Consider the following 14,480-nt stretch of genomic DNA (forward strand, 5'->3'; position numbering starts at 1 on the left):
ACCAACCCAATTAAGCGGCGGCGCACGCAACACCCTCGTATGGCTACCGAGACCGACCTGGAGGACTTGCGGCGCGGCAGCGACCTCGTGAAACGCGGGTTCGCGAAGATGCAGAAGGGCGGCGTCATCATGGACGTGGTGAACGCCGAGCAGGCGAAGATTGCCGAGGAAGCCGGCGCGGTCGCCGTGATGTCCCTGGAAGCGGTGCCGGCGGACATCCGCAAACGCGGCGGCGTCGCGCGGATGGCCGACCCCGCCGACGTGCAGGAGATTATCGACGCGGTCTCCATTCCGGTGATGGGGAAGTCCCGCATCGGCCACACGAAGGAAGCCGAGATTCTGGAGGCCGTCGGCGTGGACATGATCGACGAGTCGGAAGTGCTGACGCCCGCCGACGACAAGTACCACATCGACAAGCGCGAATTCACGTCGCCGTTCGTCTGTGGCGCGCGCAACCTCGGCGAGGCGCTCCGACGCATCGACGAGGGCGCGGCGATGATTCGCACGAAGGGCGAGGCCGGCACGGGCGACGTGAACCAGGCCGTCCACCACCAGCGCACCATCAAGAGCGCCATCCGCGAGCTCGAAGGGATGACCTACGAGGAGCGCGAGCACTACGCCCGCGACATCGAGGCGCCCGCGGAGCTCGTCCACGAGACCGCCGAGATGGGGCGACTCCCGGTCGTGAATTTCGCGGCGGGCGGCATCGCGACGCCCGCCGACGCCGCACTGATGATGCACCACGAGTGCGACGGCATCTTCGTGGGTTCGGGCATCTTCGGCGCAGAGGACCCCGAGTCGATGGGCCGCGCCATCGTCGACGCCGTGAACAACTGGGACGACCCCCAGCGCCTCGCCGAGATTTCGGCGAACATCGGGTCCGGCATGAAGGGCGAGGCGAACGTCGACCTCCCCGAAGAGGAGAAGCTGCAGGGCCGCGGGAACTGACGGCGCACTGCTGAGGGCCGCGGTTCGGTTTCTTCGTTCGGCGACTGACTGTAGTAAGCCGCGGAGCCGTGCCGAAACGGCCATCCGTCCCCAGTCGGTTGTGGTGGACGTTCGATGGTCCGCATGCCGAGCACGTACGTCGACTACCGAGTGAGCGTCGCCTACGTCGGGACTGTCCTCAAGTACATCGGCGTGACGCCGCTGTTCCCGCTCGTTCTGGCGCTCTACTACGGGGAGGACCCGGTCCCGTTCGCCGTCGGGGCGGCCGTCATGGTCGGCGTCGGCGCGCTGCTGGAACGACTACGCACCGACGAGGAACTCGGGAACCGGGAGGCGTTCCTCCTCGTGAGCCTCTCCTGGCTGGTCGTCCCGCTGGTCGGGACGGTCCCGTACCTCGTCGCCGGGACGGGCACCATCGCGGGCCCCGTCAACGCCCTCTTCGAGAGCATGAGCGGGTTCACGACGACGGGTGCGACCGTCCTCGGCGAGATTTCCGTCGAGCGCCACGGCCACGCGATGTTGATGTGGCGCCAACTCACCCAGTGGCTCGGCGGCATGGGCATCCTCGTGTTGATGGTCGCCATCCTGCCGAAGCTGTCCGTCGGCGGCGCGCAGGTCATTAACCAGGAGGCGCCGGGGCTCGCGCTGGAGAAGCTGACGCCCCGAATTCAGGAGACGGCACGCGCGCTGTGGGCCGTCTACGTCGGATTCACGGTGCTGGCAGCGGTGGTATACTACGCGCTCAACGTGGTCGGCGTCGCGCCGAACATGGACCTCTACAACGCGGTCGCGCACGCGCTCACGACGCTCCCGACCGGGGGATTCTCGCCGGAGGGCCGGAGCGTCGAGGCGTTCGCACCCGTCGTCCAGTGGGCGTTCGTGCCGTTCATGCTCGTCGCCGGGACGAACTTCGCGCTGTTCTGGTACGTGCTCAAGGGCGAGCCCCGCCGACTCGTCGACAACACGGAGTTCCGGTCGTACCTGCTCGCCGTCGCCGGCTTCGGTGCGGTGGTCTCGGGCGTCCTCTTCGCGGGCGTCGGCATCGCGGAGACGCCGACGAACGTGGGCGCCATCTCGGGGAACGTGGAGAACGCGCTCCGACAGGGGGTGTTCCAGGTCGTCGCCATCGTGACGACGACCGGGTACGCGAGCATGGACGTCAACAACTGGGACGCCTCAGCGCAGACGATACTGCTGTTCGCGTACTTCCTCGGCGGCTCGGCGGGTTCGGCCGCCGGCTCCATCAAAATCGTGCGCTGGGTGCTCGTCAAGCGCGCCATCGGCCGGTCGCTGTTCACGGCCGTCCACCCCGAGGCGGTGCGGGCGATACGGCTGGAGCAGGAGGTCGTCGACGAGGAGACGATTCGGGACGTCTTCGCGTTCGTGCTGTTGTTCTTCGGGCTGTTCGCGGGCTCGACGATACTGCTCTACCTCGACAGCTTCCGCACGCCGGACGTGACGCTGTCCGGCCTCGACGCGATGAGCGTCGCCATCGCCACGCTGGGGAACGTCGGCCCGGGCTTCGGTGTCGTCGGCCCGATGGAGAGCTTCCGGCTGTTCTCGGACCTGGGGAAGCTCTACATGGTCTTCCTGATGTGGATTGGCCGCCTCGAAGTGCTGTCGGTGCTGGTCGTGTTCACGCCGTCGTTCTGGCAGCGCTGACGCGCGGGCCAGTGGACGGTGCTTCGAGTCAGAAGCCGCCGTAGCGGATGTACACCATCGTGGCGACGACGGCCAACTGGAAGACGCCCTGGATGCCGCCGAGTTTGGCGTTTCGCATGCCGATGTCGGCGATGACCTGGGTGTCGGGGTTCTCGGAGGTCATCTGCTGGTACATCCGGACCTCGCCGGGCATCAGCACGCCGAACCCGAGCACGTTGAGGACGGCGACGATGGCGAGCGCGACGACGAAGACGGGTTCGGTCCACCCGAAGTCCGGGACGGTAGTAGCGAGGAACGCGAGGGAGCCGACGAGGACGACGCCGAACCACGCCTGCCAGCGCCAGTCGTCGAACGCGTCGAACTGCCAGCCGACGAGCAGCAGCGTCGGGACGAGCGCGACGAACGTGAAGATGGCGAGCCAGACGTAGGCGTGTGAGAAGATGGCAGGGATGCGGAGCGCGAGCGTAATGCCGCCGGCGATAGTGACGGCCGACAGCGACGGCAGGAGGAACGACGTCTTCGGGGTGAGTCGCTGGAAGACGTTTGCGCGCTGTTCGACGTCGAGGCCGCCGAGGACGGGGCCGAGTACGAGCGCGATGAAGACGTCGATGCCGGTCCAGAGGACGCCAGCCATGACGTGGACGTACGTGTGGTGGACGACGTTCGCGAACGTCGTCGCGTAGACGAGCGCGAGCAGGGGGAGGCCGACGACGGCGACGGCGAACGCTGGGTTCGCGCGCTCGGCGAGCCCGCGGATGGTGCCGCGGATGCTCATTCGACCACCGCGGGGGAGTCCCGCGTCTGGAGTCGATGCGTTCTGGGTGTAGCCTGTCGGTGTCGCACACCGACCACGTTTCAATCGCGTATCATAATCGTTACGCAGGCCGCGACGGGGTGTGGTGAGCGCGCGCTCGTCGCGCGCCCTCCACGAATGTCCGATTTTTACCCCCGAATCGGGGAACGAGTCGGACGTTCGGACATTCAGGCGTATGTAGTGAAATAGGTTCCTTATATCCGATTTGACGTACTGCTGTCTTGCGATTCTCGCTGTTCCAACTGAACGATGATGCAGAATCGTCGCGGGCAAGTTTCTGTCAGGGGGAAACACGTAAATAGTCGGGGCCCCGCGAGAGTGGTACGATGTCTCACAACGAGGCGCCCGGTGCAAGTCCGGGGGAACGAGTTCTTCCAGGGCACGTTAGCCCAGCGTAACGAATTCGAGACGGTACGAATCTTCGACACCACGCTGCGTGACGGCGAGCAGACGCCACGGACCTCATTCAGCTACGACGACAAGCGCGCCATAGCGGCCGCGCTCGACAACGCGAACGTCGACGTCATCGAGGCCGGGTTCCCGGCCAACAGCGAGCAGGAGGCCGAGGCGGTCGCCGACATCGCGGCTTCGACAGAGGCTACCACGTGCGGGCTGGCCCGCGTCGTGGAGTCCGACGTCGAAGCAGCCGTGGATGCGGGCGTGGACATGATCCACGTCTTCGCGTCCACGAGCGACGTGCAAATCGAAGACTCGATGCATAGCACACGCGAGGACGTCGTCGCACGCTCGGTCGCGGCCGTCGAGCAGGCCGCCGCGGCCGACGTCGAAGTGATGTTCTCGCCGATGGACGCCACGCGCACGGACCCCCAGTTCCTCGCCGAAATCGTCGAAGCGGTCGACGACGTCGGCGTCGACTGGATCAACATCCCGGACACCTGCGGCGTCGGGACGCCCAAGCGGTTCGGCGAGCTCGTCGAGTACGTCGGCCAGCACACCGACGCACGCATCGACGTGCACACGCACGACGACTTCGGGCTGGCCACCGCGAACGCCCTGACGGGCGTGGAGTACGGCGCCGACCAGATGCAGGTGTCGGTCAACGGCATCGGGGAGCGCGCCGGCAACGCCGCCTTCGAGGAGGTCGTGATGGCCGCCGAGAGCCTCTACGGGGCGGACACCGGCATCGACACGACCGCTATCACGGAGCTCTCGAAGCTGGTCTCCGAGCGGTCATCGGTCCCGGTCCCGGTGAACAAGCCCGTGGTCGGCGCACACGCGTTCGCCCACGAGTCGGGCATCCACGCCGCTGGCGTCATCGAGAACAGCGAGACGTTCGAGCCGGGTGTGATGACCCCCGAGATGGTGGGGGCCGAGCGCGAAGTCGTGCTCGGGAAGCACACGGGCACACACGCCGTCCGCGACCACCTCGAAGACGCCGGGTACGACCCGACCGACGAGGAGGTACGCGAGGTCACGAAGAAGGTGAAAGCCCACGCTGGCGATGACGAAGTCGTCACCGACGCTGTCCTCCGCGCGTTCGCGGGTGAGGTCGGTATCGAACGCGCCACGGAGGAGGTGACGGCGTAATGCCGTCCGGCAGGTATTGCGCCCCCAGCAACGGCTTTATTCGTCGAGCCCGACTGTCGGGCTACGATGCTGCCCGACGCTACACAGGCGGGTCTTCTCGCGGGCAGCGGTGCTCTCGTCGGTATCGTAGGGGCGTAAGCTCCCCTACCACCACTTCTCCACGAACCGACCCGATTCACCGACAACCGACAGCCACCGCAGCATCCGCCATGACACAGTCCACACAGAACGCGACACCGCGGGAGGGGTATCGATGACAGACCACGGCGCAGTGACCGAACCCGACGACGCCGACGACGCGACCGCCGACGAGCCGGCCGAGGACGGAGAGCCGACCGAATCCACGGCGCAGACGGGCGCGGAGTCCGTCATCGCGTCGCTGGAGACGGCGGGCGTCGAGACGGTGTTCGGCGTGCAGGGCGGTGCCATCATGCCCGTCTACGACGCGCTCTACGACTCCGACCTTGACCACGTCACGATGGCGCACGAGCAGGGCGCCGCGCACGCGGCCGACGCCTACGGCGCCGTCACCGGTGACCCCGGCATCTGTATGGCGACGTCCGGGCCGGGCGCGACGAACCTCGTGACCGGGCTCGCTGACGCGGACATGGACTCCGAACCCGTCGTCGCGCTCACCGGCCAGGTCCCCACGGAGCTCGTCGGGAACGACGCGTTCCAGGAGACGGACACGGTCGGTGTCACGACGCCCATCACGAAGTCGAACTACTTCGCGTCCAGCCCCGACAGCGTCGGCGAGGACGTGAGCACGGCGTTCGCGCTCGCGAACCACGGCCGACAGGGGCCGACGGTCGTCGACCTGCCGAAGGACGTCACGACCGGCGAGACCAACGTCGACCCCGTCGAGCCCTCCGTTCCGGGCACCGTCGACGTGCAGACGCACGCCGACGACGAGAACGTCGCGGCCGCCGCGCAGACCATCGTGGACGCCGACGAGCCCGTGATTCTGGCGGGCGGCGGCGTCGTCAAAGGTGACGCCACCGAGGAGCTGTACGCGTTCGCGACCGAGCACGAGATTCCGGTCGTGACGACGATGCCGGGCATCGGCGCGTTCCCCGAGGACCACGACCTCGCCATGGAGATGGCGGGGATGCACGGCACCGGCTACGCGAACATGGCAATCACGCTGACCGACTGCCTGCTGGCAATCGGGACGCGCTTCGACGACCGCCTCACGGGCGGCGTCGACTCGTTCGCGCCGGACGCCGAAGTCGTCCACGTCGACATCGACCCCGCAGAGATTTCGAAGAACATCGAAGCCGACCACCCGCTAATCGGCGACGCCGGCACCGTCCTCGACCAGTTGGACGAGGCGATGCCAGGTTCGCCCGAGACCAGCGAGTGGGCCGAGCAGTGCCGCGAGTGGCAACAGGAGTACCGACTCGACTACGCGGCACCCGAGGACGAGCCGCTGAAACCCCAGTACGTCGTCGAGGCCGTCGACGAGGCGACCGCCGGCGACACCGTCGTCACGACCGGCGTCGGCCAACACCAGATGTGGGCCTGCCAGTTCTGGACGTACACGGAGCCGCGGACGTGGGTGTCCTCCCACGGCCTCGGCGCGATGGGGTACGGGCTGCCGTCGGCCATCGGCGCGCGCGTCGCCGCCGACGACGACCAGTCCGTCGTCTGCTTCGACGGCGACGGCTCGTTCCTGATGACGTGTCAGGAACTGGTCGTCGCGGTGCGCGAGCAGATGGACATCACCGTCTTCATCCTGAACAACGAGGCCATCGGGATGGTCCGCCAGTGGCAGGACGCGTTCTTCGAGGGCCGCCGCATGGCCTCGGAGTACCCGTGGGTGCCGAAGTTCGACACGCTCGCGGAGGCGTTCGGTGCGGACGGCTTCCGCATCGAGGGCTACGACGACGCCCCCGACGTCATCGAGGAAGCGCTCGCCACCGACGGTCCCGCCGTGGTCGACGTCTACATCGACCCGACCGAGGACGTCTACCCGATGGTTCCCTCGGGCGGCGACAACGGCCAGTTCGCGCTCTCGGAGGAGCACCTATGAGTGAACAAAACACCGAACGAGAGGGACTGCCGGGGCCGGCCCCGGAGGAGCGCCGTCGACCGAAGGGACGGCGGAGCTCGCAGGGCATCCGCATTGACCCCGAAGCGGAGGCCGAGCACCCGCCGCGGCGCACCGTCATCTCCGCGCTCGTCGAACACGAGCCGGGCGTGCTCGCGCGCGTCTCCGGGCTGTTCAGCCGGCGGCAGTTCAACATCGAGTCGCTGACCGTCGCGGACACCCAGAACGACGACTGGGCGCGTATCACGGTCGTCGTCGAGGAGCCCGACCCCGGCATCGACCAGGTCGAGAAACAGTTAGAGAAGGTCGTCCCGGTCATCCACGTCCGCGAACTCGAGACCGACGCGGTGACCCGCGAGCTCGTGGTGGTGAAAGTCGACGCCGACCGCCCCCACGAGGTCCACGCCATCACGGAGATGTACAACGGGAAGACCCTCGACGCCGGTCCGCGGACGATTACCGTCGAGTTGACCGGCGACGAACAGAAGATAAACGACGCCATCGACGCCTACCGGCAGTTCGGTATCCGGGAGATTGCCCGGACCGGGCAGACGGCGCTGGCGCGTGGCGAGACCAAGACAGCAGTCGTTCCAGATCACCTCAAATGACAGCAGAAGACGCAGACTTCACGCAGCCAGTGTACCACGAATCGGACGTCGACCGCCGCTACGTCGACGACAAGACCGTCGCCGTACTCGGATACGGCAGCCAGGGCCACGCGCACGCCCAGAACCTCGACGACAGTGGGGTCGACGTCATCGTCGGCCTCCGCAAGGACTCGTCCTCGCGGTCCGCGGCGAAAGCCGACGGCCTGCGCGTCGAGACCCCGAAGCAGGCCGCACGCGAGGCGGACATCGTCTCCGTGCTTGTCCCGGACACCGTGCAGCCGTCGCTGTTCGAGACCATCGAACCGGAACTGGACGCCGGCGACACGCTCCAGTTCGCGCACGGGTTCAACATCCACTACGGCCAGGTCGAGCCGCCGGAGGACGTGGACGTGACGATGATTGCGCCGAAGTCCCCGGGTCACCTCGTGCGCCGGAACTACGAGGCCGGCCAGGGCACCCCGGCGCTGCTCGCCGTCTACCAGAACGCCACGGGCGACGCCCAGCAGGAGGCGCTGGCGTACGCCGACGGCATCGGCTGCGCTCGCGCGGGCGTCGTCGAGACGACGTTCCGCGAGGAGACCGAGACCGACCTGTTCGGCGAGCAGGCCGTCCTCTGTGGCGGCGTCACGAGCCTCGTCAAGACCGGCTACGAGACGCTCGTGGACGCCGGCTACAGCCCCGAGATGGCGTACTTCGAGTGCCTGAACGAGCTCAAACTCATCGTCGACCTGATGTACGAGGGCGGCAACTCCGAGATGTGGGATTCGGTTTCCGACACCGCGGAGTTCGGCGGCCTCACGCGCGGCGACGAAATCGTCGACGAGCACGTCCGCGAGAACATGGAGGAAGCCCTCGAAGAAGTCCAGAACGGCGAGTTCGCCCGCGAGTGGATCGCGGAGAACCAGGCGGGCCGGCCGTCGTACCGCCAGCGCCGGCAGGCCGAGCAGAACCACGAAATCGAGGAAGTCGGCGAGCGCCTCCGCGACCTGTTCGCGTGGGCCGACGACGACGCGGACGTCGAGCAGGCCGAGGTGTCCGCGGATGACTGAGCAGACGCTCGCGGACGTCAGCCAGCGCAACCCCGAGGCACCCGAGGGCGTCGGCTCGGTGTTCCGACGGGGTCCCGTGGTCGCCGCAGACGGAGGTAAACGTGAGGCGACCGAAGAGCAGACGATGAAAGACGTCGACCAGACGCCGCCGGCCGAGGACGAGGGTGCCAACCCCGTCTGGGAGCGCGGCGGCGAACCCGTAGCGGACGAGGACGGACGCGATGAGTGAGAACACGCTCTACGACAAGGTCTGGGACCGACACGAAGTGACCGAACTGCCGACCGGACAGTCCCAGCTGTTCGTCGGCCTCCACCTCATCCACGAGGTGACGAGCCCGCAGGCGTTCGGGATGCTCAAGGAGCGCGACCTCGACGTCGCGTACCCCGAGCGCACGTACGCCACCGTCGACCACATCGTCCCGACCGCGGACCAGTCGCGGCCGTACAGCGACGACGCGGCCGAGGAGATGATGAGTGAATTGGAGGAGAACGTGCGCGCGGCGAACATCGACTTCGCCGACCCGACGACCGGCCGACAGGGCATCGTGCACGTGGTCGGCCCGGAGCAGGGACTCACACAGCCCGGGATGACCATCGTCTGTGGGGACTCCCACACGGCGACGCACGGCGCGTTCGGCGCGCTCGCCTTCGGCATCGGCACCTCCCAGATTCGGGACGTGCTGGCGACCGGCTGCGTCGCCATGGAGAAACAGAAGGTCCGCCGCATCGAGGTCACCGGCGAACTCGACGACGGCGTGACGCCGAAAGACGTCATCCTCCAGGTCATCCGGAAGCTGGGCACCGACGGCGGTGTCGGCTACGTCTACGAGTACGGCGGCGAAGCCATCCGCGACATGGACATGGCCGGCCGCATGAGCATCTGTAACATGTCCATCGAGGGCGGTGCTCGCGCGGGCTACGTCAACCCCGACGAGACCACCTACGAGTATCTGGAAGGCCGCGACCGCGTCCCCGACGGCGAGGAGTTCGAGGAACTCAAACGCTACTGGGAGTCCATCGCCTCCGACGCGGACGCCGAGTACGACGACGTCGTGGAAATCGACGGCGACGACCTGGAACCCACGGTCACGTGGGGGACGACGCCCGGGCAGGGCATCGGCATCTCCGAGGAGATTCCCGCGCCCGAGGACCTGCCCGCGGACAAGGAGGACAGCGCACGCGCCGCGCAGGAACACATGGACGTCGAGCCCGGCGACACGATGGCGGGCTACCCCATCGACGTGGCGTTCCTGGGGAGCTGTACGAACGCGCGCCTGCCGGACCTACGCGAGGCTGCGGAGGTCGTGAAGGGCCACGAGGTCCACGACTCCGTGCGCGCGATGGTCGTACCGGGCAGCCAGCGCGTCAAAGCCGCCGCCGAAGCCGAGGGCCTCGACGAAGTGTTCGAGGAAGCCGGCTTCGATTGGCGCGGCGCCGGCTGTTCGATGTGTCTGGGCATGAACGAGGACCAGCTGGTCGGCGACGAGCGGTGTGCGTCCTCGTCGAACCGGAACTTCGTCGGCCGACAGGGCTCGAAGGACGGCCGCACCGTCCTGATGAGCCCGCCGATGGTCGCCGCAGCCGCCGTGACCGGCGAGGTCACGGACGTGCGTGAATTGGAGCGTTTCGAGGAGGTGCGCGCATGAGCGACGAAGGACCTGCGGAGACCGTGAAGCAGGTTTCGGGCACGGGCGTCCCCGTGCGCGGGAACGACATCGACACGGACCAGATCATCCCCGCGCGGTTCATGAAGGTCGTCACGTTCGACGGTCTCGGCGAGTTCGCGTTCTTCGACGTGCGCTTCGACGACGACGACAATCCCAAAGAGCACCCGTTCAACGAGGACCACTTCCAGGGCGCGTCCGTCCTGACGGTGAATTCGAACTTCGGCTGTGGCTCCTCCCGCGAGCACGCGCCGCAGGCGCTGATGCGGTGGGGCATCGACGCCATCGTCGGCGAGTCGTTCGCCGAGATTTTCGCGGGGAACTGCCTCGCGCTCGGCATCCCCACTGTCACCGCCTCCCAGGAGGACGTCGAAGCCCTCCAGGACTTCATCGACGAGCACCCCGACGAGGAAGTCGAGGTCGACGTCGTGAACGAGGAAGTCCGGTACGGCGACACGACCATCGACGCCGAGGTCGACGACGCGCAGCGGCGCGCGCTTGTTGACGGCGTCTGGGACACGACCGCGCTGATGGGCGCGAACGCCGACACCGTGCGCGAAACCGCCGAGAGTCTCCCCTACACGGATGTCTGAGGAGATTGCGGTCATCCCCGGCGACGGCATCGGGCAGGAAGTCGTCCCCGTCGCCGTGGACGTCCTCGACGCAGTCGGGGACTTCGACTTCGTGCACGCCGACGCCGGCGACGCGGTGAAGGAAGAGACCGGCACCGCCCTCCCAGCGGAGACGCGAGCGGCCGTCGAAGCCGCGGACGCGACGCTGTTCGGCGCGGCCGGCGAAACCGCCGCGGACGTCATCCTGCCGCTGCGCTCGGCAGTCGAGTCGTTCGTCAACATCCGCCCCGCCCGCGCGTACCCGGGAGTCGACGCGCTCCGCCCGGAGACCGACGTGGTGTTCCTCCGGGAGAACACGGAGGGCGTCTACGCGGGCCACGAGGACGACCTCAGTGACGACCTCTCGACGCTCACGCGCGTCGTCACGTCGTCGGCGTCCCGGCGGCTCGCGGAGTTCGCCTGCGACTTCGTCGAGGCGGGCCGCGGCCCCGAGGGCACCGACGGCTTCACGGTTGTCCACAAGGCGAACGTGATGCGGAAGACGGACAGCCGCTTCCGCGACGGCGTGCTCTCCGTGGCCGATGAGCAGGGCGTCGCGACCGACGAGGAGCTGATGGACGCGTTCGCGACGCGGCTGCCGCTGTACCCCGACGACTACGACGTGGTCGTCTGTCCGAACCTCGCGGGCGACGTGCTCTCGGACCTCGCAGCCGGCCTCGTCGGCGGCCTCGGCCTGCTGCCCTCGGCGAACGTCGGCGAGGAGCGCGGGCTGTTCGAGCCCGTCCACGGCACCGCACCGGACATCGCCGGCGAGGGCGTCGCCAACCCCGGCGCGACCGTGCTGTCGGCGGCGATGCTGCTGGAGTTCCTCGGCTACGAGGAGGACGGCCAGCGCGTCCGCGACGCCGTCGAAGGCGTGCTCGCGGACGGTCCGCGGACACCAGACCTCGGCGGCGACGCCACGACAGAACAGGTCGGCGACGCGATTCGCGACCGGCTGTAGCGGCTCCCTCTTTTCAGTAGACGAGTTCGCCGTCGATGAACTTCCGCGCGCGCTCGTCGCGCGGGTTCTCGAAGACGCGGTCCGCGGGCCCCGACTCGATGACGCTGTCGTCGAGGAGGACGGCGACGCGGTCGGCGACGCGCTGGGCCTGATTCATGTCGTGGGTCGCCACGACGACGCCGATGTCGCGCTCGGCGGCCGCGGTCATGGCGTCCTCGATGACGGCGGTGTTCCGCGGGTCGAGGTCCGAGGTCGGCTCGTCGAGCAGCAGGAAGTCGGGGTCGTACGCCAGTGCGCGCGCGAACGCGACGCGCTGGGCTTCCCCGCCCGAAAGCGAGTCCGCGGGCTTGTCGACGTAGTCGGCGAGCCCGACGACGTCGAGCGCGTCGCGGGCCGTGTCCGGCAGTTCGGTGGTACCGACGAGCGCGCGGAGTTCGTCGCGGACGCGTTCGCGCCACGACCGCCGGACGCGCAGGCCGTACTCGACGTTGCGCGCGACCGACGCGTCGAAGAGACTCGCTTCCTGGAAGACGACGCCGACGCGCCGCCGGAGCGCGAGGCGGTCGTCGGTGGGCAGCGACCACGCGTCGGTGCCGTCGACGGCGACGCTGCCCTCGTCGGGCGGCGTGAACAGCCCGAGCAGGCGCAGCAGCGTCGACTTCCCCACGCCGGACGGCCCGATGATGGCGACGACTTCGCCCTGCGGGACGCGCAAGTCGACGTCCCGGAAGACCACCTCGTCCCCGTAGGCGCGCGTGACGCCGTCGGCGCGCAGCGTCATCGCATCTGCCCTCCGTCCCCGAGACGGACGACGACGGCGTTCACGGCGAGCACGAGCACGAGCAACACCGCGCCGAGTACGAGCGCGGTCTCGTAGCGGCCCTGCCGGGCTTCCAGTTGGACGGCGGTCGTGAGCGTGCGCGTCTTCGAGACGCCGTCCGAGCCGGCGATGTTCCCGCCGACGATGAGCACGGACCCGACCTCGCTGATGGCGCGCCCGAACCCCGCGAGAACGGCGGTGGCGATGCCGTAGCGGGCTTCCTTGACGACGGTCAGCGCCACGTCGAGGCGCGTGCCGCCGAGCGCGAACGCGGCGTCCCGGACGTCCGCCTGGACGCCCGTGACGGACGCCAGCGCGATACCGGTGATGGGCGGGGTCGCGAGCACGAACTGGGACATAATCATCGCTTCCTTCGTGAACACGAGATTGAGTTCGCCGAGCGGCCCCTGATTCGAGACCGCGAACAGCACGACCAGCCCGACGACGACGCTCGGGAACCCCATGCCGGTGTTGATGGCTGCCTTGACCAGGCGCTTGCCGGGGAAGTCGGTGAAGCCGACGACGAGCGCGACGGGGACGCTGAACAGCGTGCTGAGCGCGACGGCGGAGAGGCTGACGTACAGCGAGACGAAGATGATGCTCGTGATGTACTGAGATTCGAACGGGAACTCCACGAACAGCGGCCCGGCGGCCACGTGTGCGAGCACGGAGAGGACGTCAGCCAGCGACACGAGTGCAGCCAGCACCGCGACCATCTTCACTCGTTCGACTCGTCAGCGCTCCAGCCTTCGGGGACGTACTGCTGGAAGTTCGGGTCCTCGGAGAGCGCGCGCGGGAAGAACAGTTGTTCACCGTTCGCGGTGTAGTCCGAGATGACTTGCTGGCCCTGCGGGCTCGTGATGTAGCCGATGTACGCCATCGCGAGGTCGTAGTTGGCGTCCTCGTGGCGCGCGGGGTTGGCGGCGAGCACGCCGTAGGGGTTCGCGAGCAGTTCCGGGCCGCCCTCGATGGGGCCTTGGACGAGAATCGTGAGGTCGATTTCGGACTGCTGGGAGAGGTAGGTGCCGCGGTCGGCGAGCGTGTAGCCGCCCTGCTCGTTGGCGATGTTGAGCACCGCGCCCATCCCTTGACCGGTCTCCTGATACCAGCTGCCGCCGGGTTCGACGCCGGCCTCCGACCAGATGGCGAGTTCCTTCGTGTGCGTCCCGGAGTTGTCCCCGCGGGAGACGAACTGGGATTCGGATTCGGCGATGGTGGCGAACGCGTCGGCCGCGGAACTCATCCCCTCGATGCCGGCGGGGTCGTCGGCTGGGCCGACGATGACGAAGTCGTTGAACATCAGGTCGCGGCGGTTGACGCCGTGGCCGTTCCGCATGAACTCGTCTTCGAGCGAGCGCGCGTGGACCATGATGACGTCGGAGTTGCCGTTGCGCGCGGTCTCCAGCGCCGCCCCCGTCCCCTGTGCGACGGAGTCGACGGTGACGCCGTACATGTCCTCGAAGGGCGCGTTCAGCGCGTCGAGCAAGCCGGTGTCGTACGTGCTCGTGGTCGTGGTGAGCGTGAGCGTCTCGCCGGTGACTTCCGCGCCGCTCTCGTCGCTGCCGAGCACGCTCGAACAGCCCGCGAGGCCGACTGTCGCCGCTGTACCCACTGTCGCGAGGAACTTCCGCCGTTGTATTGGCATAGATACATCGCTGGACGCCATCCTCAAAAGTGTTGCCAGAACGGAGTGATGACTATCAGTTACGCTAATGGAAGAATGTGAGTGGAAGTGAACGGCA

At 67.9% G+C, this 14,480-nt stretch carries 14 protein-coding genes; 10 read left to right on the plus strand and 4 right to left on the minus strand.

Features of this window, described 5'->3' with window-relative positions; translation table 11 throughout:
* Positions 1-39: 39 nt before the first annotated feature.
* Together pdxS and LPA46_RS15930 are read left to right on the plus strand one after the other, a co-directional pair.
* Entirely contained in the window at positions 40-948 is a 909-nt protein-coding gene (gene pdxS / locus LPA46_RS15925) for a pyridoxal 5'-phosphate synthase lyase subunit PdxS (protein WP_230889230.1), read from the plus strand.
* Between the two features lie 114 nt (positions 949-1,062).
* Positions 1,063-2,610 (plus strand): TrkH family potassium uptake protein, encoded by a 1,548-nt coding sequence (locus LPA46_RS15930; protein WP_230893339.1) that lies wholly within the window; start codon positions 1,063-1,065, stop codon positions 2,608-2,610.
* A 28-nt stretch (positions 2,611-2,638) separates the two neighbouring features.
* Here LPA46_RS15930 and LPA46_RS15935 read toward each other — a convergent pair whose 3' ends face one another.
* Positions 2,639-3,385 carry a hypothetical protein gene (locus LPA46_RS15935; protein ID WP_230893340.1) on the minus strand — a complete coding sequence of 249 codons (747 nt, stop codon included), beginning with the start codon at positions 3,383-3,385 and terminating at the stop codon, positions 2,639-2,641.
* A 387-nt stretch (positions 3,386-3,772) separates the two neighbouring features.
* Between LPA46_RS15935 and LPA46_RS15940 the strand changes: the two genes are divergently transcribed.
* From LPA46_RS15940 to LPA46_RS15975, 8 genes are all read left to right on the plus strand, one after another.
* On the plus strand, positions 3,773-4,972 hold the full coding sequence (locus LPA46_RS15940; RefSeq protein ID WP_230893341.1) for a LeuA family protein: 1,200 nt from the start codon (positions 3,773-3,775) through the stop codon (positions 4,970-4,972).
* Between the two features lie 253 nt (positions 4,973-5,225).
* Complete coding sequence (ilvB, locus tag LPA46_RS15945) at positions 5,226-7,004, plus strand: biosynthetic-type acetolactate synthase large subunit (protein WP_230893342.1); 1,779 nt, start codon at positions 5,226-5,228, stop codon at positions 7,002-7,004.
* On the plus strand, positions 7,001-7,630 hold the full coding sequence (gene ilvN, locus LPA46_RS15950; RefSeq protein WP_230893343.1) for an acetolactate synthase small subunit: 630 nt from the start codon (positions 7,001-7,003) through the stop codon (positions 7,628-7,630). The genes ilvB and ilvN overlap by 4 nt, the downstream gene beginning before the upstream one ends.
* Positions 7,627-8,679, plus strand: coding sequence for a ketol-acid reductoisomerase (gene ilvC / locus LPA46_RS15955; RefSeq protein ID WP_230893344.1), 1,053 nt, complete (start codon positions 7,627-7,629; stop codon positions 8,677-8,679). The genes ilvN and ilvC overlap by 4 nt, the downstream gene beginning before the upstream one ends.
* Positions 8,672-8,908, plus strand: coding sequence for a hypothetical protein (locus LPA46_RS15960; protein WP_230893345.1), 237 nt, complete (start codon positions 8,672-8,674; stop codon positions 8,906-8,908). The genes ilvC and LPA46_RS15960 overlap by 8 nt, the downstream gene beginning before the upstream one ends.
* Entirely contained in the window at positions 8,901-10,325 is a 1,425-nt protein-coding gene (leuC, locus tag LPA46_RS15965) for a 3-isopropylmalate dehydratase large subunit (protein WP_230893346.1), read from the plus strand. The genes LPA46_RS15960 and leuC overlap by 8 nt, the downstream gene beginning before the upstream one ends.
* A complete protein-coding gene (gene leuD / locus LPA46_RS15970; RefSeq protein WP_230893347.1) occupies positions 10,322-10,936 on the plus strand; it encodes a 3-isopropylmalate dehydratase small subunit in 615 nt (204 codons plus the stop codon). The genes leuC and leuD overlap by 4 nt, the downstream gene beginning before the upstream one ends.
* Positions 10,929-11,918, plus strand: coding sequence for an isocitrate/isopropylmalate family dehydrogenase (locus LPA46_RS15975; protein WP_230893348.1), 990 nt, complete (start codon positions 10,929-10,931; stop codon positions 11,916-11,918). The genes leuD and LPA46_RS15975 overlap by 8 nt, the downstream gene beginning before the upstream one ends.
* 13 nt (positions 11,919-11,931) lie before the next feature.
* Here the strand turns inward: LPA46_RS15975 and LPA46_RS15980 are convergent, their stop codons facing one another.
* The 3 genes from LPA46_RS15980 to LPA46_RS15990 are packed head-to-tail and all read right to left on the minus strand — an operon-like array spanning position 11,932 to position 14,383.
* Entirely contained in the window at positions 11,932-12,699 is a 768-nt protein-coding gene (locus LPA46_RS15980) for an amino acid ABC transporter ATP-binding protein (RefSeq protein WP_230893349.1), read from the minus strand.
* Positions 12,696-13,454 carry an ABC transporter permease gene (locus LPA46_RS15985; protein ID WP_230893350.1) on the minus strand — a complete coding sequence of 253 codons (759 nt, stop codon included), beginning with the start codon at positions 13,452-13,454 and terminating at the stop codon, positions 12,696-12,698. Before LPA46_RS15985 ends, LPA46_RS15980 begins: the two co-directional genes overlap by 4 nt.
* Before the next feature lie 2 nt (positions 13,455-13,456).
* Entirely contained in the window at positions 13,457-14,383 is a 927-nt protein-coding gene (locus tag LPA46_RS15990; RefSeq protein ID WP_230893351.1) for a substrate-binding domain-containing protein, read from the minus strand.
* Between the last annotated feature and the right edge of the window lie 97 nt (positions 14,384-14,480).

The sequence above is a fragment of the Halobacterium sp. KA-6 genome (assembly GCF_021029015.1).
GTDB lineage: Archaea > Halobacteriota > Halobacteria > Halobacteriales > Halobacteriaceae > Halobacterium.